The 22,218-nt window shown below is 34.1% G+C and carries 15 protein-coding genes; 9 read left to right on the top strand and 6 right to left on the bottom strand.

Features of this window, described 5'->3' with window-relative positions:
• Positions 1–27: 27 nt before the first annotated feature.
• Entirely contained in the window at positions 28–636 is a 609-nt protein-coding gene (locus CA2559_RS03185) for a superoxide dismutase (protein ID WP_013186400.1), read from the bottom strand.
• Positions 637–747: 111 nt separating this feature from the next.
• Between CA2559_RS03185 and CA2559_RS03190 the strand changes: the two genes are divergently transcribed.
• From CA2559_RS03190 to CA2559_RS03210, 5 genes are all read left to right on the top strand, one after another.
• Entirely contained in the window at positions 748–3,912 is a 3,165-nt protein-coding gene (locus tag CA2559_RS03190; RefSeq protein ID WP_013186401.1) for a UvrD-helicase domain-containing protein, read from the top strand.
• 27 nt (positions 3,913–3,939) lie between these two features.
• Positions 3,940–5,133 carry a glycine C-acetyltransferase gene (gene kbl / locus CA2559_RS03195; protein ID WP_013186402.1) on the top strand — a complete coding sequence of 398 codons (1,194 nt, stop codon included), beginning with the start codon at positions 3,940–3,942 and terminating at the stop codon, positions 5,131–5,133.
• Positions 5,134–5,257: 124 nt separating this feature from the next.
• Positions 5,258–6,694, top strand: coding sequence for an OmpA family protein (locus CA2559_RS03200; protein ID WP_013186404.1), 1,437 nt, complete (start codon positions 5,258–5,260; stop codon positions 6,692–6,694).
• 178 nt (positions 6,695–6,872) lie between these two features.
• Positions 6,873–9,494, top strand: coding sequence for a PD-(D/E)XK nuclease family protein (locus CA2559_RS03205; protein WP_238524724.1), 2,622 nt, complete (start codon positions 6,873–6,875; stop codon positions 9,492–9,494).
• Positions 9,491–10,336 (top strand): alpha/beta hydrolase family protein, encoded by an 846-nt coding sequence (locus CA2559_RS03210; RefSeq protein WP_013186406.1) that lies wholly within the window; start codon positions 9,491–9,493, stop codon positions 10,334–10,336. Before CA2559_RS03205 ends, CA2559_RS03210 begins: the two co-directional genes overlap by 4 nt.
• On the opposite strand, the gene CA2559_RS03215 is transcribed toward CA2559_RS03210, so the two are convergent.
• Entirely contained in the window at positions 10,333–10,761 is a 429-nt protein-coding gene (locus CA2559_RS03215) for a copper resistance protein NlpE (protein ID WP_013186407.1), read from the bottom strand. The two genes, CA2559_RS03210 and CA2559_RS03215, sit on opposite strands and share 4 nt — an antisense overlap.
• A 9-nt stretch (positions 10,762–10,770) precedes the next feature.
• Complete coding sequence (gene dusB, locus CA2559_RS03220; RefSeq protein WP_013186408.1) at positions 10,771–11,763, bottom strand: tRNA dihydrouridine synthase DusB; 993 nt, start codon at positions 11,761–11,763, stop codon at positions 10,771–10,773.
• Positions 11,764–11,904: 141 nt separating this feature from the next.
• On the opposite strand from dusB, the gene lepA reads away from it, so the two are divergent.
• Entirely contained in the window at positions 11,905–13,701 is a 1,797-nt protein-coding gene (gene lepA, locus CA2559_RS03225; protein ID WP_041240890.1) for a translation elongation factor 4, read from the top strand.
• Positions 13,702–13,823: 122 nt separating this feature from the next.
• On the opposite strand, the gene CA2559_RS03230 is transcribed toward lepA, so the two are convergent.
• Positions 13,824–15,701 carry a cation:proton antiporter gene (locus tag CA2559_RS03230; RefSeq protein ID WP_013186410.1) on the bottom strand — a complete coding sequence of 626 codons (1,878 nt, stop codon included), beginning with the start codon at positions 15,699–15,701 and terminating at the stop codon, positions 13,824–13,826.
• 144 nt (positions 15,702–15,845) lie between these two features.
• Here CA2559_RS03230 and CA2559_RS03235 point away from each other — a divergent pair, with 144 nt between their 5' ends.
• Genes CA2559_RS03235 through CA2559_RS03245 form a run of 3 tightly spaced genes read left to right on the top strand, consistent with a single transcriptional unit; the run spans position 15,846 to position 20,269 of the window.
• Positions 15,846–16,709 (top strand): MBL fold metallo-hydrolase, encoded by an 864-nt coding sequence (locus CA2559_RS03235; RefSeq protein ID WP_013186411.1) that lies wholly within the window; start codon positions 15,846–15,848, stop codon positions 16,707–16,709.
• Positions 16,710–16,718: 9 nt separating this feature from the next.
• Positions 16,719–18,401, top strand: a complete 1,683-nt coding sequence (locus tag CA2559_RS03240; RefSeq protein ID WP_013186412.1) for a S8 family peptidase — start codon at positions 16,719–16,721, stop codon at positions 18,399–18,401.
• A 56-nt stretch (positions 18,402–18,457) separates the two neighbouring features.
• Positions 18,458–20,269, top strand: coding sequence for a M1 family metallopeptidase (locus CA2559_RS03245; protein WP_013186413.1), 1,812 nt, complete (start codon positions 18,458–18,460; stop codon positions 20,267–20,269).
• A 94-nt stretch (positions 20,270–20,363) separates the two neighbouring features.
• Here CA2559_RS03245 and CA2559_RS13525 read toward each other — a convergent pair whose 3' ends face one another.
• Both CA2559_RS13525 and CA2559_RS03255 read right to left on the bottom strand, forming a co-directional pair.
• Complete coding sequence (locus CA2559_RS13525) at positions 20,364–21,584, bottom strand: T9SS type A sorting domain-containing protein (protein WP_013186414.1); 1,221 nt, start codon at positions 21,582–21,584, stop codon at positions 20,364–20,366.
• A 40-nt stretch (positions 21,585–21,624) separates the two neighbouring features.
• The gene (locus CA2559_RS03255) at positions 21,625–22,191 is read right to left on the bottom strand and encodes a uracil-DNA glycosylase family protein (protein ID WP_013186415.1); all 567 of its coding nucleotides are present in this window, start codon (positions 22,189–22,191) and stop codon (positions 21,625–21,627) included.
• Between the last annotated feature and the right edge of the window lie 27 nt (positions 22,192–22,218).

Below are 22,218 nucleotides of genomic sequence, written 5' to 3' on the forward strand. Positions count from 1 at the left end.
CTTTTTAAGTCTGATTAAATATTCAGATTATTTATTCTCTGCATAACGCTTAGAAACCTCTGTCCAATCAATCACATTAAAAAATGCATTTACGTAATCTGGACGACGGTTTTGATAGTTTAAGTAATATGCATGTTCCCAAACATCTAACCCTAAGATAGGGTAACCACCACAACCAATTCCTGGCATAAGTGGGTTATCTTGATTAGCTGTAGAACACACTTCTACTTTACCACCTTCTTGTACACAAAGCCAAGCCCAACCAGAACCAAACTGGCCTCCAGCTTGACTTGAAAATTCGTCTTTAAAAGCTTCAAAAGAACCAAACTTAGCATCAATGGCTTCAGCAAGTTCTCCGGTAGGCTTTCCGCCACCATCTGGAGACATCACTTCCCAAAATAGTCTGTGATTAAAGAAACCACCACCATTATTTCTAACGGCTGTATTGCTCATCTCTAAATTTGTCAAGATATTTTCAATAGTCTTGCCTTCAAGATCTGTTCCCTCAATTGCTGCGTTTAATTTATTTGTATAACCTTGGTGATGCTTTCCATGGTGTATAGTCATGGTCTTTTCATCAATATGTGGCTCTAGTGCGTCATGCGCGTATTTTAGTTTCGGTAATTCGAAAGACATATTATAGATTTTTTATTAGTTATTATAAGTTTCCATCAAATTTAATGATTATAGAAAGCTTTAAAAACTTTTCCATGTTATAAAAAGCTTAAAGATTGTACCTTTAATCCTATGCAAGATGCTCCCTTCAAAATTTATAACGCTTCAGCAGGATCTGGTAAAACCTTTTCCTTGGTTAGAGATTACCTCTCTTTATTGTTTTCAGCTAAAAAAACAGATGCTTTCAGGTCCATTTTAGCAATAACCTTTACAAACAAGGCCGTTGCTGAAATGAAATCTAGAATTGTTGAAAACCTTATAGCGTTTTCAAAAGATAATACGCAAGATGATTATTTGGCCATGTTAAATGCCGTTGCCAATAGTACTAATATTAGTCAGGATCTTATAAAAACAAGATCTGTAATCCTACTAAAAAAACTAATTCATAATTACGCAGCCTTCGAGATTTCAACAATTGATGGCTTTACGCATAGAGTATTAAGAACATTTGCCAAAGATTTAGGGTTACCTTCTAATTTTGAGGTCACTATGCAGGTAGATGATATTTTGCACGAAGCTGTAGATAAGCTAATAGCAAAAGCTGGAGAAGATAAAGAGCTCACTAAAGTTTTAATAGATTTTGCATTAAGTAAAGCAGATGATGACAAAAGTTGGGACATTTCAAGAGAACTATACAGCATTGCAAAGCTGTTAACTAAAGAAAACAACCTTGATCATTTAAAGGCTTTTGAGAATAAAGACTTAAAAGATTTTAAAACTTACACTAAAACTTTAAATGACAAAAAACAAGATATTACAAGCGCTATTAAGCAAATTGCAGAAAATGTCTTTAATCTTTTAAATGAGAATGGCATTTTACCTGAATATGCATTTACTGGTAAGTATGCATATAAATATTTTAATAACCTTAAAGAAGGAAACTTAGGGAAACTAACATTTACTGCAGGCTGGCAAAATGATTTAATAAATGGCACAAAGCCAATTTATTCAAAATCCAGCAAAGACTTAAGTAAAGAACAAAAAAGTATTTTAGATGGCCTTAAACAACCAATTGGATCATATTTTGAAGACTCGAAAAACAAGGTTCTTTTACTTAATTTTATAGAGCACATTTCCAAAAACATTATTCCACTTTCTTTACTAAACAGCATTAAAAAAGAGGTTGAAGCAATTAAGAAAGAACGTGGTTTATTACTCATTTCAGAATTTAACAACACAATTGCAAATGCTATAAAAGGACAACCTGCACCATTTATATACGAACGTTTAGGTGAACGGTATAGACATTTTTTTATAGATGAATTTCAAGACACCTCAGAATTGCAATGGCAAAATATTATTCCATTAGCAGAAAATCCTCTAATTAGTTTAGATGAAGATGAAAATCAAGGAAGTTTATTGTTGGTAGGAGATGCCAAGCAAAGTATATATAGGTGGCGTGGTGGCAAAGCAGAACAGTTTATAAATTTATGTAATAAGATATCGCCGTTTTCTATAAATCCAGAAGTCACTAATCTTCCAAATAATTTCAGGAGTTTACCTCAAGTTGTAAATTTTAATAATGCATTATTTAAGCATATTGCTCAATATTTTAAAGTAGAAGATTATGAATCACTTTATGAAAAATCACCACAGGAAATAATAAAAAAAGACAAAGGTTATGTTAATCTTAAATTCTTCGATCTAAAAAACAAAGAAGAAGAGAATGAGGTTTTCCCTGAAGAAGTTTTAAAGATTATTAAAGAATGTGAAGCTCTTGGTTATAAAAAATCTGATATCTGCATACTAAATAGAAATCGAAAAGAAGGCGTAGTTATAGCAGATTATCTCAGTGAAAAAGGCATTTCTTTAATTTCTTCTGAAACCTTACTGGTAAAAAACTCTAAAGAGGTTCTATTTATAATTGATGTTCTTAAGCTAATAAAAAACCCTAAAGATGCACTTACCAAAGTTAACTTGCTCCACTATTTGATTGCTTCAGAAAAGATTCAAAAAGATGAAACGCAGTTTATTTTAGAAAGCCTTCAAAAAGATCACGAAGATTTTTACAGTTCATTAGAGCAATACAATATAAATTTTGATCATAATTTATTGACAAGTTTAGCTCTCTATGATGCCTTAGAGTATATTATTTCAAGCTTTAACCTTTTACAATCTTCAAACGCTTATTTACAATACTTTTTAGATTTCGCTTTCGATTACGGTAATCAAAATGTTGGAGGTATTCATGGATTTTTAGAGCATTGGTCTCAACACGAAGATAAATTAAGTATTGTTGTTCCTAAAGGAGAAGATGCAGTACAATTGCTTACTATACATAGAGCTAAAGGACTTGAGTTTCCAGTTGTTATATATCCATACGCTTCAGAAAATATTCTTGATACTAAAATGGATGATATCTGGGTTAATTTAAAAGATCCCTATAATGATATTCCAAAGGCTTACATTTCTGCTAGCTCTAAGCTAGAAACGCTGGATGAAAGCATGGCAGTACCTTATGAGTATCTATTAAATGAAAAGCAGATGGATGGTGTTAACGTTCTATATGTTGCACTAACCAGAGCTAAAGAGCAACTTTATGTTTTAAGTAAAAAAGATATTAACTCAAAGGGAGTTGTAAATACAAAAACGGTTTCAGGTTTATTAATAGATTTTTTAATTAATGAAAACATTTGGGACAACACTCAGACAAGTTTTCATTTTGGAGAACCTCATTTTAAAGTATCTACAGAATCTTCATCTTCACAAGCAACACAAACTCAGTCTAAAGTAGAAACACTACCATTTAAGGAACGTTCAATAACACTATCTACCAATTCAGGAAGGTTATGGGGCACTACACAACAAGAAGCTATTGATGAAGGTATATTAATTCATGATATTATGGCAAATATAAATTCCGTTTCAGATTTGGAATCTGCCATAAACTTATTTGTAGACAAAGGTATTTTGCCAAATGATGATGTTTTGAGGGTAAGAAAAAAGGTAAAGACTATTATTATGCATCCAGAATTAAATACATACTTTAAGGAAGCAAACAAGAATTACAACGAAAGAGATCTGGTTTCAAGAGATGGTAAAATCTTAAGACCAGACAGAATTAATGTGGTAGAAAATAACACTGCAGTAATTATTGATTACAAAACCGGAGTGTTTAATGAGCAGAATGAGCGTCAAGTTAAAGAATACAAGAAAGCTCTTGAAGACATAGGTTATACTGTTACAAAAACTATTTTGGTTTACACTAATGAAAGCCTTACCATTAAGAATGTGTAATTTTACAAGAAAAATCAACCCTATATTATGTACGGAAAAATAAAAGAACATTTACAGAACGAAATTCAAGAAATAAAAGATAATGGGCTATTTAAAAAAGAGCGTATTATTACGTCACCACAAGGTGCAGAAATAAAAATATCAACAGGTGAAACAGTTATAAATTTTTGTGCCAACAATTATTTAGGGTTGTCCTCTCATCCAGATGTAATACAAGCTGCTAAAGACACTATGGATACTCATGGGTTTGGAATGTCCAGCGTAAGATTTATATGTGGTACTCAAGATATACACAAAGAGTTAGAGCAAAAGATTTCAGATTTTTTTGAAACTGAAGACACCATTCTTTATGCTGCAGCCTTTGATGCAAATGGTGGTGTTTTTGAACCACTTCTTACTAAAGAAGATGCTATTATTTCAGACTCTCTTAATCATGCATCTATAATCGACGGCGTAAGACTCTGTAAAGCAGCAAGGTATAGGTATGCAAACGGAGATATGCAAGACCTAGAAAAACAACTTCAGGATGCAAACGCAAATGGAGCTCGCTTTAAGATAATTGTAACAGATGGCGTATTCTCTATGGATGGTCTTGTAGCGCCTTTAGATAAAATTTGTGATTTAGCAGATAAGTATGATGCAATGGTTATGATTGATGAATGTCATGCATCTGGATTTATTGGTGAAACAGGAATAGGAACATTAGAAGCTAAAGGTGTTTTAGGACGCATAGATATTATTACAGGAACACTCGGTAAGGCTCTTGGTGGTGCTATGGGTGGTTTTACAACAGGTAAGAAAGAAATAATAGAGTTGTTAAGACAACGTTCTAGACCCTACTTATTTTCAAACTCTTTAGCTCCAGCAATTGTAGGAGCATCCATAAAAGTGTTTGATATGTTAAAAAATGACACTACGTTACGTGATAAGCTAGAAAAAAATGCTGCTTACTTTAAAAAGGAAATGCAAGATGCTGGTTTTGATATTGTTGACGGAGACTCTGCAATAGTACCAGTAATGCTATACGATGCTAAGCTTTCCCAAGAGATGGCAGACAGATTATTAGAAGAAGGAATCTATGTAATTGGGTTCTTTTACCCTGTTGTTCCTAAAGATAAAGCAAGAATAAGAGTACAACTATCTGCTGCTCACGAAACTCACCATATCGACAAAGCCGTTAAAGCATTTATAAAAGTTGGAAAGGATTTAAACGTTATTTAAGGTAAATCAAGGCCTCTGATGTTAAAGGCATTAAGAAAATTTTATTACAAATGTCTTTGATGATTAGTTGTAAGCGCTTACTTTTGTTAGCAATTAACACTTTAAAAATTAAATTAATTAGAATATGAAACATCTTAGCAAAGTTTTATTCGCTACGTTATTTGTTCTTGGATTTTCTGTTGCTCAGGCACAGGACGAAAATAATCCTTGGGCTATTGGCGTTGGTGTAAACGCAGTTGATTATTTTTCAGCTGGTGAAGACCAAGGTCCTCTTGGTTCTTATTTTCAAGAATTTTTTAACGTAGAAGATCACTGGAATATCCTTCCATCTATCTCAAGAATATCTGTAGGTCGTTACATTGGTAACGGTTTCTCTGCAACTGCAGTAGGTACAATTAACCAAATCGACAGAATTGGTGATGTAGAAGTTGGTGACCTTGCTTACTACGGTATCGATGGTATGTTAAGCTATAGCTTAAGAAACGTACTTAACGGTCCTGGCGGATGGGCAGATCCATACGTTGGTATTGGTGGTGGTTACACTTGGTTAGAAGAATCTAACAACGCTGCTTTACCAGATAACTTTAGTAACGATGATGGTGACTTAGGTACTGTTGGTGTTGGTACTGGTAACGTTACTGCAGGTTTAAACTTCTGGATTTCAGAAAACCTTGCAATTAACGCTGCTTCTACTTACAAGCACGTATTTGAAGATGCTTACGGTGCACAGCACTTCCAGCACTCTTTAGGTGTTGTTTTCACATTTGGTGGAAAAGACACAGATGGTGATGGTATCTATGATGATCAAGACGAATGTCCAGAAACTCCAGGTTTAGCTGAGTTTAACGGATGTCCAGATACAGATAGCGATGGTATTGAAGACCGTAAGGATGACTGTCCTAACGTAGCTGGTACAGCTGAGTTTAACGGTTGCCCTGATACAGATGGTGATGGTATCCCAGATCCTAAAGATGACTGTCCTACAGTTGCAGGTATCCAAGCATTAAACGGATGCCCAGATGCAGACGGTGATGGTATTAAAGATAGCGAAGATAACTGTCCTAACGAAGCAGGTCCTGCATCTAATAACGGTTGCCCATTCGAAGATAAAGATGGTGACGGTGTATTAGACAAAGATGACCAATGTCCAGATGTTGCTGGTACTGTTGCTAACAACGGTTGTCCAGAAGTTACTGTTGAAGTAATGAACGAATTAAATGAGTATTCAAGAACTATCTTATTTGACCTTAACAAGTCAACTATCCGTTCTGAGTCTTTCGAAACTTTACAGAACATTGCAGATATAATGAGCGAATACCCAACAGCTAAGTTCCATATTGAAGGTCACACAGACAGTCAAGGTAGTGAAGCTTACAACGAGAAGCTATCACGTGAGCGTGCTGCTTCTGTAAGAACTTACTTAACTACTAAAGGAGTTGCTGCTAACAAGCTTACATCTGAAGGTTATGGTGAATTAAGACCAATTGCTACAAATAAAACTGCAGCAGGTCGTCAACAAAACCGTCGTGTTGAAATTAAATTAGAGAAAGACAGAAAGTAGTCTTTAACTAAATAAATATTAGGAAACGCCTCGAAATATTCGAGGCGTTTTTTATTTTTAGAAGATGATATCATTCTTAGAGCAAACCTTAAATTCTATTGAAAACACTTACCAGGATTTAAGTAAACCTATATTTATTCTTCCCAGCCAAAGAGCAGTTAGTTTTTTAAAACAGCTCATGGCAAAACGTACCAATAAAGCCACATTTCTCCCGGAAATTTATAGTATTGAAAGTTTTATTGAAAAGGTTGCTGGCTTACAGCAAATAGATAATACCACTACACTTTTTAAGCTATACGAAGTTTATATAAGTCTAATTAACAAAGAAGACCAAGAAACCTTCGAAACATTTAGTGGTTGGGCGCAAACTATAATAGGAGATTTTAATGAAATAGATAGATACCTTATTCCTTCCGATGAGTTCTTTAATTATCTATCTGAAATTAAAGATAAAGACCACTGGTACTTAGCAGATGAAAAAACAACACTCATTGAAAACTATTTAAAATTCTGGAAGCAACTACCTCAACTCTATAACGCGTTATATTCCAGTCTTATTTCTTCTAAAAAAGGGTATCAAGGATTAATATACAGAGAAGCTGCCAACAACATAGACACCTATCTGTCTACAAATAACAAAACACATATTTTTATAGGGTTTAATGCATTAAATAATGCTGAGCAACATATCATACAACAATCAATCAAAAAGGATTGTGCAGAGGTGTTTTGGGACTTAGATGAGGTGTTTTATAATGATACATTTCACGACGCCTCACATTTTATAAGATCATATTATAAGAATTGGAAAGTTTTTGAGAACAAACAGTTTAATGGTGGCCATAATTTTTCTAATAAGAAAGAAATTTCAATCATTGGAACACCAAAAAAAATAGGGCAGGCAAAAGCAGTAGGTCAAATTTTAAATGACATACCAGCAAATAAACTATCTAGTACAGCTGTAATCTTAGGAGACGAAACTTTGTTACTGCCATTGTTAAATGCAATCCCTAAGCATATTAAAGATGTAAATATTACAATGGGGTTACCGTTACAAAAAGTTCCGTTAGCTTCTTTTTTTGAACTTCTGTTTACATTACAACTTAACAATACATCAGAGTTATATTATAAACACGTTTTAGAATTATTTAATCATCCCTCATTACAATATGTATTAGAGGTTTCAAAGCTTAACGTTGTATCTTATATAAACACAGGAAATATTGTTTCAATAAAATTTGATAGCCTTATTGCACAAAGTAGCGCTGAAGAAAGTGAAATAGTAAAATTGCTTTTCTCAAGTTCAGAGAACAATCCAGAGCACTTCATTTCCCGTATTTTAAAAATAATTCAATACCTAAAGCAAAACTTATCTGTAGAGCAGTCTGTATTAAGAGAGTATCTATACCGTTTTAATGTGCTATTTAATAAATTAGAACATTTACTGTCTACCTTTTCTCATATATCTAATATTTCTGTATTACACACTATTTACAAGGATATGCTATCTAATGAAACCTTAGATTTTATAGGGAAAAAACACGATGGCTTACAGATAATGGGAGTTTTAGAAACTCGTGTTCTAGATTTTGAAAACATCATTATAACCTCTGTAAATGAAGGTATCTTACCATCTGGAAAAAGTGCTAATTCTTATTTGCCTTATGATTTAAAGAAAGAATACGGCTTACCTACCTACAAAGAAAAAGATGCCATATACACCTATCACTTTTACCATATGTTGCAGCGTTGTAACCAAGCACATATTATATTTAACACAGAAGCCGGCGACTTAAATAGTGGTGAAAAAAGTAGATTTATTACACAATTACAGGTAGAGGCTCAAAATTACCCAAAGCATTCGTATAACAATTTAATTACACTTCCTAAAGTTCCAAAAATCACCTCGCAATTAAGAACTGTACAAAAAACAGCTCAGGTAATGGATCAAATAAAATACAGAGCTAAATCTGGGTTTTCTCCATCTGCACTAACATTATATATGCGAAACCCTATAGATTTTTATACGCGCTATGTATTAGGTGTAGGAGATACTGAAGAGGTTGAAGAAACAGTGGCGTATAACACCTTAGGAACAGTTGTGCATGACACCTTAGAGCAATTATATACACCATACATTGGTGAGCTGCTTAATGCTGATATTATTAAAGTTATGACGACTAAAGCAGATAAGCAAGTAGCCCTAGAGTTTAACAACACCTATTCTAAATCTTCTTTAGACAAAGGTATGAACCTCTTAATCTTTGAAGTTGCAAAGCGTTACGTTCATAATTTTTTGAAATTAGAAAAAAAACGCCTCGATAATGGTGAAGATATTCAAATATTAAAAATAGAAGAAGATAATAATGTTCCTATAACAATAAATGGGATAGACTTTCCTGTTAATTTGAGAGGAAAAGTAGATCGTGTAGAGAAAACAAATGGCATAACGCGTATTATAGATTATAAAACAGGTAATGTAGATCTCGCTAAAGTAACCGTTAAAAGCTGGGACGATCTAAATACAGATTATGATAAGTATTCAAAATCCTTTCAAATTCTTCAATATGCATATATGATGCATTTAAAAACACCCTTTTTAAATCCTATTGAAGCTGGAATAATTTCATTTAAAAATTTGAAATCTGGATTTCTACCATTCAATTATAATAAAAACACAGAAATAACTACCGAAACATTTAAGGCATTTTCTGAGCAATTAGAGCAACTAATTAAAGACATTTGCAATCCTAATATTCCGTTTGTAGAAAAAGAACTTAAAGACCCATTTAAAGGATGACCATAACACAAAATATAGCCGTTAAAGGACAGCACAACAAACCAATTGTAACAGATTTATTTTTTAAACAAAATACAGATAAAAAACCTGTAGTTATTTTTTGCCATGGCTATAAAGGCTTTAAAGATTGGGGTGCGTGGAATATTATGGCTGAAGCGTTTGCCAATGCAGGTTTGTTTTTCGTGAAATTTAACTTTTCACATAATGGAGGTACGTTGGAGCAACCTATAGATTTTCCAGATCTTGAGGCCTTTGGAAACAACACGTATACTAAAGAATTAGATGATTTAGAGTCTGTTTTAAATTGGCTTACCGCAGAAGATTTTGAACACGCACCACAGATAGATACCACAGATATTACTCTTGTTGGTCATTCTCGTGGTGGTGGTATTGTCTTAATTAAAGCTGAAGAAGACTCAAGAGTAACTAAAGTGATAACCTTAGCATCTGTAAGCGATTACAAAGCGCGTTTTCCTCGCGGAAAAGACTTTGAAGCTTGGAAAAAAGATGGCGTAATGCACGTTGTTAACGGAAGAACAAAGCAAAAGATGCCTCATTATTTCTCATTTTTTGAAGATTTTAAGGCTAATTACGAACGCCTAAATATTCAAAAAGTGGCAAAGCGTTTAGAAAAGCCACTTCTTATTCTTCATGGCACGAATGACACATCTGTAAAAAACTATAATGCTGAGAATTTGAAAAATTGGAATGAAAACGCCACGTTGCGCTGGATTGCCAATGCCGATCATGTGTTTAACACCAAACATCCTTGGGAAAGTGATACTTTATCTAAACAGTTAAATTTAGTTGTATTGAAGAGTATCTCATTTATTAAAGACTAAAAGTTTTTTTTAGGTAACTTATACTTTTGTGACAACATCCCTTTAATTCGTTCACCTTTTAAATTAAGCTTAATCAATGTATCCTTTAAATACAAATATTGATGAGCATCTGGGGTAATAGTATTTCCATAAAGTTTTATGGTGTCTTGCTTTATTGTATAATTTCCTACTACAGTAAATGCTGAACCTGAAGTTTCTAAATATACTTGATTGAGCGTAAAGTTATAATCTTCTTTTAGGTGTAATTCTGTTTTAATTCCTAGACAGTCTGCACATGGTAGGGTTCCTATGTAGAGTCCTTTTATAGAGTCATTATAAAATCCTTTTGAAACTACTTTTTCGTGAGAACTTTGTTTTGAGGAGTCAGTATTCTTGCAAGAAGACAAACCTAGCGCAACTAAGACTATGCCTATAAAAACCCTCATTGTCAACTTTTAAACAAATTGATAATCGCCAAACTCCTTCTCAACCTCATCAAATACAGCAAATACATCTTTACTGTCATCACTCGTTACCATTTTCATACGGTATTCTTTAAAATGTGGGATGCCTTTAAAATAGTTGGTGTAATGTCTTCGGGTTTCAAAAACGCCTAGTTTTTCGCCTTTCCAATCAATACTCATTTGTAAATGACGACGTGCGGCATCTAAACGTTCTATCATATTTGGTGGTGGCAAATGTTTTCCGGTTTCAAAAAAGTGTTTTACCTCTCTAAAAAACCAAGGATACCCAATACTTGCACGACCAATCATAGCACCATCTAATCCATATTTGTCGCGCATTTCTACAGCGCGTTCTGGTGTGTTTACATCACCATTACCAAAAACAGGAATGTGCATTCTAGGATTATTCTTTACATCGGCTATTTGCTCCCATTTTGCATCACCCTTATACATTTGCTTACGCGTACGACCGTGAATGGCTATTGCAGCACAACCTACATCCTGTAAGCGTTCTGCCACCTCAACAATTTTTATAGACTCTTCATCCCAACCCAATCTGGTTTTTACAGTAACTGGCAATTTCGTGTGTTTTACCATAGCTTCAGTTAAAGAAACCATTAAATCTATATCCTTTAAAATTCCAGCACCAGCGCCTTTTGAAACGACTTTCTTTACAGGACAACCAAAATTAATATCTATGATATCTGGTCCAGAAGCTTCAACAATCTCCACACTTTTTAGCATAGATTCTAAGTTGGCACCAAAAATCTGAATCCCAACAGGTCTTTCCTTCTCATAAATATCAAGCTTCATCACACTTTTTGCCGCATCTCGAATTAAACCTTCCGAAGAAATAAATTCAGTATACACAACATCTGCACCTTGTTCCTTACAGAGTGCACGAAATGGTGGATCACTAACATCTTCCATTGGTGCTAACAACAATGGGAAATTACCTACGTCTATATCGCCTATCTTAGCCAAATGCTTAAATTTTAATGCAAAAATAAGAGTTTAAGCAAGAACTATCTAAACAGAAGTAATTAAAGCACCTTTAAAATTGATTGCATTTTAAAATAGCGATTTGAAAACCACTATATTTGCAGCCTTATTTAGACGTAGACTATGAAGCATATTCGCAATTTTTGTATCATCGCCCATATTGATCACGGTAAATCTACCTTGGCAGATCGCCTTTTAGACTTTACAGGATCTGTAACTGCTCGAGAAGCACAGGCACAACTGTTAGACAGTATGGATTTGGAGCGAGAACGTGGTATTACCATAAAATCTCACGCCATACAGATGAATTACACACACAAAGGCGAAGAATATACCCTTAACCTTATTGACACGCCAGGCCACGTAGATTTCTCTTACGAGGTATCTCGAAGTATTGCAGCTTGTGAAGGTGCCTTATTGGTGGTAGATGCTGCTCAAAGTATACAAGCACAAACAATTTCTAACCTATACCTAGCATTAGAAAATGATTTAGAGATTATCCCTGTATTAAATAAGGTTGATTTACCTTCTGCTAGTCCAGAAGAAGTGACAGATGACATTGTAGATTTATTAGGATGTGACCCTTCTGAAGTTATTCCTGCAAGTGCAAAAACAGGAATTGGTATAGAAGAAATTCTTACTGCAATTATAGAGCGAGTACCTGCTCCAAAAGGAAACCCAGATGAATCTTTACAAGCATTAATATTTGACTCTGTTTATAACCCTTTTAGAGGTGTTGAAACTTACTTTAGAGTCATTAATGGTAGCATTAAAAAGAATCAAGAGATTATGTTTATGGCCACCAAGAAAACCTATGGTGCAGATGAAGTGGGTACACTTAGGCTTAAACAGTTTCCTAGACAAGAAATTAAAACTGGTGATGTTGGTTACTTAATTACCGGAATAAAAGATGCACGAGAAGTAAAAGTTGGAGATACTATTACAGATGCTAAAAACCCTACCAAAAATATGATTGGTGGTTTTGAGGATGTAAAACCAATGGTTTTTGCTGGTATTTATCCTGTTGATACTGAAGATTTTGAAGAACTACGTTCAAGTATGGAAAAACTTCAGCTTAATGATGCGTCTTTAGTGTTTCAACCAGAAAGCTCTGCAGCATTAGGTTTTGGATTTAGATGTGGTTTCTTGGGAATGCTTCACCTAGAAATTATACAAGAGCGTTTAGAACGTGAGTTTGATATGACTGTAATTACTACAGTACCTAACGTATCTTACCACGCATTTACCAATAAGAATCCAGATGAAATATTATTGGTAAACAACCCTTCAGACCTTCCAGAACCATCTAAACTTAACCGCGTAGAAGAACCTTTTATTAAGGCAACAATAATTACAAAGTCAGACTTTGTAGGAAATGTTATGTCTCTTTGTATTGAAAAGCGTGGTATTATAACTAACCAAACTTATTTAACAACAGAGCGCGTTGAGTTAACGTTTGATATGCCATTAGCAGAAATTGTATTCGATTTTTATGATCGTCTTAAAACAGTTTCTAAAGGCTATGCATCTTTTGATTATTCGCCAATAGGTATGAAAGAATCTAAGCTTGTAAAAGTAGATGTTCTTTTAAATGGAAATACGGTTGATGCCCTTTCTGCCCTATTACACCAAGACAATGCTTATGATATTGGTAAAAAAATGTGTGAGAAGCTAAAAGAGCTAATTCCTAGACAGCAATTTGACATTCCTATACAAGCTGCCATTGGTGCTAAAATTATTGCTAGGGAGACCGTAAAAGCGCTTAGAAAAGATGTTACCGCAAAATGTTATGGTGGAGATATTTCTCGTAAGCGTAAACTTCTTGAAAAGCAGAAAAAAGGTAAAAAACGTATGCGCCAGGTTGGTAATGTAGAAATACCACAAGAAGCATTTATGGCTGTATTAAAGCTAAACGACTAAGTTTACTTGCAACAGTAATCTAACAAAAAAGGAAAGTCTTTTATTAAGACTTTCCTTTTTTAAAATATTAATGCTTTAAAAGATATACTAAACTATATTTTTTAAAGCATTTTTTATAAGTATTACATAGAGTTATCTTCATCTTCCATAGCAGTTGTAGAGTCTGCTAATTGCTCAACATCTATTGGTTTTCCTAGGTAAACTAATTTATGTCCTTCAAAATTTTCAACGTTTACATCTTTACTAAATGAGCTTAGTATATCTATTTGTCCATCTGCCTTTTTTATAAATAGAGGTACCATATCTTTTTCAGATTTAGTCATTTCTATAAGGCCTTCAAATTGTTCTTTAGTATCTATATCTATTTCTTGTATTGCTGGATATTTTCTAGCAACATCTGTAAGTTTTATATAATCATCTGTATGTGAGAATAAACCTTGTCTTGGGTTTTTTTGAGGGTTATTCATTTCTTCTGGGCTAATGAGTCTAAATGATCCATTTTCACCAAATTGAGCTTCAAATTTATCTAACGCATAGTTATTAATTTCTGCATTTCCTGTTAGAGCCATTAAGTACCCTACATCATTCAACTCAATATTACTTATTAAATCATCTGCATAAACACTAGCTTCCATTGCCTCTAAGCCTAATTCTTTTGCTTTTTTGATATTTAAGTTGTTACTATCTACCAAAACAACGTGACGCCCATTTTTATGAAGGTAGCTAGCTATTAAGCGGCTAACCTTTGAAGCGCCAATGATTAAAATGCCTTCTGAGTTTTTCAAAAATACACCCACTAGTTTGGCAAACATCCTTGCAGTTGTTGCATTTAATAATACCGTTCCTAACACTATCATAAATACCAATGGCGTAATGTACTCTGCGCCTTCAATTCCTTCTTGTGTTAGTTGTAAACCAAATAAGGAAGCAATACCTGCAGCAACAATACCACGTGGTCCTACCCAACTTATAAATAGTTTTTCATTAAGCTGTAATCCTGAGTTTATACTGCTTAAAAAGACGCCAAGAGGCCTAATTAGTAATACTACAATTGCAAATAGTACTACTGCATTCCAATTAAAGACTAATAGTAAATCATCTATATTAATATTAGCTGCAAGCAGAATAAATAGTATTGAAATTAATAATACAGAAAGAGATTCTTTAAAGTATAAAAGTTCCTTTATGTTAGGAAGGTTAATATTACCCATAACCATACCCATAACAACTACAGAAAGTAATCCGCTTTCGTGTGCAAACAAATCTGAAAGTACAAACACTGCTAATACCATAGCAAGTGTAAATACGTTTAGTAGGTAATGAGGAATCACATTTTTCTTTATTGCAAATGCTAAAGCATGAGCAAATGTAAAACCAAACGTAAAGCCAAAAAGTACAATTTTACCAAACTCTTCTAAAGCGGTAATAGTAAACTCGCTACCTGCTCCAACGCTTATAAATTCAAATACCAAAACGGCAAATAAAGCACCTATTGGATCTATTAAAATACCTTCCCATTTTAAAATAGCAGAAACATCTTTTTTTAGTGGCACGTTTCTAAGTATAGGTGAAATTACTGTAGGTCCAGTTACTATTATTAAAGCTGAAAACAAGAATGATATTGGCCAGCTTAAAAAGAAGATAAAATGTGCGGCTAACGCTGCTCCAAAAAATGTGACAATAACCCCAATTGAAATTAACTTAGTAATTACAGAACCCGTAGTTTTTATCTCACTTAACTTTAAAGTAAGACCACCTTCAAATAAAATAATTCCAATGGCAAGACTTACAAAGTAAAATAAGCTCTTTCCTGGAAATAAGCCTTTTTCACCATTCCATATAGGTTGTATTAATTTAACACCGCCATCTGTGTATAACGTTGCTAAAGGACCAACTAAAAGCCCAATTAAAATAAGCGGCAAAATTGCTGGGATTTTAAACTTCCAAGCAACCCATTGTGCCAATATTCCTAAAATGATGATACCTGCTAATTCTAACATTTACGTATTTTTTCGGGAAAATAACACCTTTTGAGCTCAAAACATAATGAGGACACGAAAAAAGGATATAATATTCTGTTAAATGCAAGGCACAATCCTCTAAACTTCGTTTTAATTTGAATAGCATTTAGTAATTTGCAAGCTATGACATTACACCCTATTGAATCTGGAAATTTTAAACTAGATGGTGGCGCTATGTTTGGCGTTGTTCCTAAAAGTTTATGGACAAGGACTAACCCTGCAGACGCTAATAATATGATTGATATGGCGGCTCGCTGCCTTTTAATTGAAGATGGCGACAGGCTTATTTTAATTGACACAGGTATGGGTGACAAACAAAGTGAAAAATTCTTTGGATATTACTATATGTGGGGAGACCATTCTTTAGATGCGTCTCTGGCCAAAGCTGGCTTTCATAGAGATGATATAACAGATGTTTTCTTAACACATTTACATTTTGACCACTGTGGTGGTTGTATAATAAACAATCCTAACGGTAACGGTTATCTGCCTGCTTTTAAAAACGCTAAATTTTGGACCAATGAAAACCATTGGAATTGGGCTGTAAACCCTAATGCAAGAGAAAAAGCATCTTTTTTAAAAGAGAACATCTTGCCAATGCAAGATAGCGGACAACTTAACTTTATCAAGAAAACGACTAAAGATTCTTTCCAAACATCATCTGAGTTAGATTTTGGAATCTTTTTTGCAGATGGTCACACAGAAAAACAAATGATTCCGAGGATAGACTATAAAGGAAAAACACTTGTATTTGCAGCAGATTTATTACCAACTGCCGGCCACATACCGCTACCTTATGTAATGGGTTATGATACAAGGCCGCTATTAACCTTAGATGAAAAAGCACAGTTTTTAAACGAAGCTGCAGACCATAATCATTACATATTTTTAGAACACGATGCTCATAATGAAATTATAACCGTGCAACATACAGACAAAGGCGTTCGTCTTAAAGATACTTACACATTTAATCAATTATTTAAATAACTAAAACACATGACTATAAAATTTCCTGCGGTAGCAACTGCCGCTATTACAGCTAGTATTATACTTTCAGGTTGTGGAAGTGCAGTACCTACTATTGTTTCTACACCATTAGAAAACATAGATAAGCAACCTCTAAAGACAACAAGCCTAAATGAGGTACAATTAAAAGGTTGGGGTGGCGCAGATATTGTAAGCGATACTATTCCAGGAATGAGTGTTGAAAAAGCCTACACAGAAATCATTAAAGACAAACAAGGACAAAGCGTTATTGTTGCTGTAATAGATAGTGGTGTAGATATAGAACATGAAGACCTTAAAAATGTAATCTGGACCAATACAGATGAAATTCCAAATAATGGAATTGATGATGATAAAAATGGTTACATAGATGATATTCACGGATGGAATTTCCTAGGTGATATTGTTGAAGAAAACATGGAATATGTGAGAATTCTTCGTGATGGCTACTCAAAGTTTGAAAACGCATCTGCTTCAGATTTTTCTGGAGAAGACTTAGAAGCTTACAACCAGTATGTTGAAGCTAAAGCAGAATATGATAAAGAATACGGAGAAGCTATTCAAAACAAACAACAGTACGAAGGTATTTACCAACAGCTTAAAGCTGCACATTCCGCAGTAAGCAAAGAAATAGGTAAAGAAGATTATACCAAGAAAGAATTGTCTGAAATGACAACAACATCTGAGCAATTAGGGCAATACAAAGGTTTTCTTACGCAAATGTATACATATGCAGAAGGTCAAACTATTCCAGAATTTATGGAAGGTATAAAAGAAGGCGTAGATTATTTTGCAGGTCGATTAAACTCACATTTTAATCAAAAATTAAATGCTAGAGCAACTATATTAAAAGACAATCCAGACGATTGGTCAACGCGTTATTACGGTAATAATGATGTAGATGGTCCAGACCCTAAAAAAGCAGATGCAAAACACGGTACACACGTTGCTGGTATTATTGCAGCATCTAGAAATAATGGTGTTGGTATGAACGGTGTTGCACAAAATGTTGAGATTATGGTTATACGTGCAGTGCCAGATGGTGATGAGTATGACAAGGATATAGCAAATGCAATACGCTATGCTGTAGATAATGGTGCTAAGGTTATTAATACAAGTTTCGGAAAGTATTTCTCTACACATCCAGAATGGGTAAATGATGCTATAGAATATGCAGCTAAAAAAGATGTTCTAATCGTAAATGCCGCTGGAAATGAAGGTTTAAACCTAGATGAAAAAAGAGTGTATCCAAACGATCAAACACCTACAGAACCAAAGGAAATATCTGATACATTTTTAACAGTAGGTTCATTAACATACACATATGGAGCAGAAATGGTATCGTCTTTTTCAAATTACGGAAAAAGCAATGTAGATGTATTTGCACCAGGTTCTAAAATTTGGTCCACAACACCATTAAACGAGTATGAGTACTTACAAGGAACATCTATGGCCGCGCCTGCAGCTGCTGGCGTTGCTGCTATGGTTCGTTCTTACTTTCCTAACTTAAAAGCATCAGAAGTAAAACAAGTTTTAATGGAAAGTGGTTTAAGCACAACACAAACTGTTGTAGTTGGTGGTGAATCCAGCAATACAAAACCGTTTACAAGCTTATCTACTTCAGGTAAAATGGTAAACCTTTACAATGCTTTAATTTTAGCAAGTAAGAAATAAGAGAGACTATTCTTATTGTTTACAGTAAGAGCCTTTAAACACTAAACTTTATAACTATGACAAAATACTTATCAGTACTGATTTGCTTTTTAAGCCTTTCAGCTATCGCTCAAAACAACACCTCATATTGGCAACAACACGTTGATTACAATATGGATATTGATATGGATGTTGAAACCTTTCAATATAAAGGAACCCAAAAATTAGAATACACTAATAATTCACCAGATGATTTAAACCGTGTATTTTACCACTTATATTTTAATGCATTTCAACCAGGAAGTGAAATGGATGTTCGTTTACAAAACATTCAAGATCCAGATGGTCGTATGACTACTGAAGATAAGAAGAGTAGAATTATGTCTCTTTCTGAATCTGAAATGGGTTACATTAAAGTAAAATCTCTTACACAGGATGGTAAAGAAGTTACTTACAAAACTGTAGGTACTGTTTTAGAAGTTGAATTAGCAACACCTATAAAATCTGGTGACAAAGCTACTTTTGAAATGGAATTTGACGGTCAAGTACCTCAGCAAATTAGAAGAAGTGGTCGTAACAATGCAGAAGGAGTATCTCTATCTATGACACAATGGTACCCAAAGATGGCAGAATATGATTTTGAAGGTTGGCACGCAGATCCTTATATAGGACGTGAGTTTCATGGTGTTTGGGGAGACTTTAATGTAAACATTACTATTGATAAAGATTACATTATTGGAGGAACAGGTTACCTTCAAAACCCAGAAGATATAGGATATAACTATGGCGATGAAGGCCCTAAAGGAAAGAAAGGTAAAAAAGGAAAGCTTACCTGGAAATTTAAAGCACCTATGGTTCATGATTTTACGTGGGCAGCAGATCCAGACTATATTCATGATAAAGTAACTGCTAATGATGGTACTGTTTTACATTTCTTATATCAAGACAACGACAGTATTAAAGAAAACTGGAAGAACCTTCAGCCAAAAACAGAGCAGATTCTAGAATTTTTCAATGAAAATATAGGACCTTACCCCTATGAACAATACTCGGTAATACAAGGTGGTGATGGCGGTATGGAGTATGGTATGAGTACTTTAATTACTGGAGAGCGTAAGTTTGGAAGCCTAGTAGGTGTAACAGCACATGAGATGGCACATAGCTGGTTTCAGTTTATACTAGCAACTAATGAAGCGCAACACGAGTGGATGGATGAAGGTTTTACTAGCTTTATTAGTTCTGAAGCTATGAATGTAGTTATGGGCGAAAATAAAGAAAACCCACATTCTGGTTCTTACAGAGGCTATACCTATTTAGCAAACTCTGGTGTAGAGCAACCAATGACTACACACGCAGACAGATATAATGTAAACCAAGCTTACAGCATTACTGCGTATGCTAAAGGCGCTGTATTTTTAGCACAGTTAGAGTATTTATTAGGAAATGATCTTCAAGATGAAATTATAAAAGAATATTATAACCAATGGAAGTTTAAGCACCCTACACCAAACGATTTTATACGCGTTGCTGAGAAAGTATCTGGAGCAGAATTAGGTTGGTATTTGATAGACTTTGGTCAAACTACAAATACAATAGATTATACAGTAAAAAGCATTGAAGGTAACACTGCTACATTAGAGCGTATAGGTTTAATGCCAATGCCAATAGATGCTAAAGTAACATTTGCAGATGGCACAACTAAAATGGTTCACATTCCATTACGTATGATGCGTTGGGTAAAACCAAATGCAGAAAATGTTCAAGAAGATTGGCCTTGGGCAATGCCTACATATGAGCTAAAAATGGATAAGGAAATTTCTAAAGTAGAAATAGATCCAAGTCAACTTATGGCAGATGTTAAGCGTGATAACAACACGATGCAGAAATAATATAAGATTTAGGAGCCTTTCCTAAATGACTATTTCAATTACAAAAAACCCTGTTAGAGTCTTTATTATCTAACAGGGTTTTTTATTTAAGATGTTATTTTATAACAATCTTTTGAACACGTTTATATCCATTAACTTCTAAATGCAAAAAATATAAAGCACTTGGTAAATTGCTTAGATTAATAGAAGTACTATGTTTATTAAACGTATAGCTTTTAAGGGTTTTACCATAAATGGTTATAACTTTTACATTAATAGTATCAACGGTAATGCCGTTTAAGTTAAAAATACCTGACGATGGGTTTGGGAAAACTGAAACTTCGCTAAGTTTATTATCTTCTATTGAAAGGCTAATGTTCGATTCTAAAAAATCTGGAACACCACTATTATCTGTATCATCATCTAAAGGCGATCCATTGTTATTATAATCTTCGTCTATAGTTAAAACACCATCACCATCATCGTCATCATCTAAGTAGTTTTCAATTAAATCTTCATCTGTATCAATAAACGCAAACGATTGTAAACCTGCGCCAATACCTGTTATTTCTGTTAATGTATCTACGCCATCGCCATCATCGTCATCATCTAAATAATTAGGAATATCATCTTCATCTGTATCGTCATCATTTAAATCTCCATTAGTATTTAAGTCTTCATCAGAGTCGCTTATCCCATCATTATCACTATCTGGCAAAGTTAAAACCAAATCAAAATTTTCAATAGTAAAACATCCAAATTCAAAATTAGTTACTCTAATATATATTGTTTGTGGGGAAAATAAGTTATTATAAGCATTTGGTGTTACTATGGCATTGTTATCTGCTAAGGCATCACTTTCTGTTTCAAAATATACTACATCATAGTTTGAGGGAGACAAGCCATTTAAAACAATAGGAGTGTTTTCAGAAAGGTCAAAACTTTCTGTACCGTCTTCATTGACATCTTCTAATATAAGATCTATGGGCTCTGCAGTTGCAGGATTAAGTCCAACACTAATTATTAAGGTTGTAGTATCATAAGTACTATCCGTAGTATCCTCTGCACGCGCATAAATTGTCTGCGGATTAGTCGTATTTGTAAAAGGACTAATTAATGGATTTATTTTATTATCTGCATCGGTTTGTGAGGTATGATACGATACAGTTACATTATTTTGATCTCCTATTATTTGAGCATCATTTACACTAAGGTCAAACTGAGAAAAATCTGTGTCGCTACAAGCAGTTAAATCTGATGCTGGATTAGCAACAGCTTGTGCTTGTGACAAAGAAGTTATAGTTAATAAGATAAAGCAAAGTAGTAGTGTTCTCATAGTTAGTTTTTTATAAATGTAACTAAAAAAACTTTTAGCCTCAAAGAATAGAGTTTACATGCTCCTGCAACTTGGTTACAACTGTATTTTCAAACCAAGGATTTTTCATTCTCCAAAAACGATTAACTGGTGAAGGATGCGGGATTACAAAATACTCCGGTAAATAGTCATTGTAGTTTTTAACCTTCTCTGTTAAGTTGCGTTTATCATCTGGTAAATAATAATTTTGAGCATAAGCACCAATTAATAATTTAAGCTTAACGTGTTTTAGCTCATTCCACACTTGGTCGTGCCACGTAGGTGCACATATTTTCATTGGTGGTAAATCTCCTGTTTTAGCTTTACCAGGATAGCAGAATCCCATTGGTAAAATTGCAAAATTGTCTGTATTGTAAAAAGTCTCTTCCGTAACCCCAAGCCACTCTCTAAGCTTCTTTCCGCTTTGGTCTTTCCACGCTACACCACTTTCATGAACTTTACGACCTGGAGCTTGGCTTATCAAAACTATTTTAGAGTGTTTTGCAGCTTCAATAATTGGTCTAGGGCCAAGAGGAAGCTTATCTGCACAAAGGCTACAGTCTCTAATAGTTGAAAGTAAATTCTTCATAATATTTAAAGTTAGAACTTCTTTTTT

The organism is Croceibacter atlanticus HTCC2559, from assembly GCF_000196315.1.
Taxonomy (GTDB): domain Bacteria; phylum Bacteroidota; class Bacteroidia; order Flavobacteriales; family Flavobacteriaceae; genus Croceibacter; species Croceibacter atlanticus.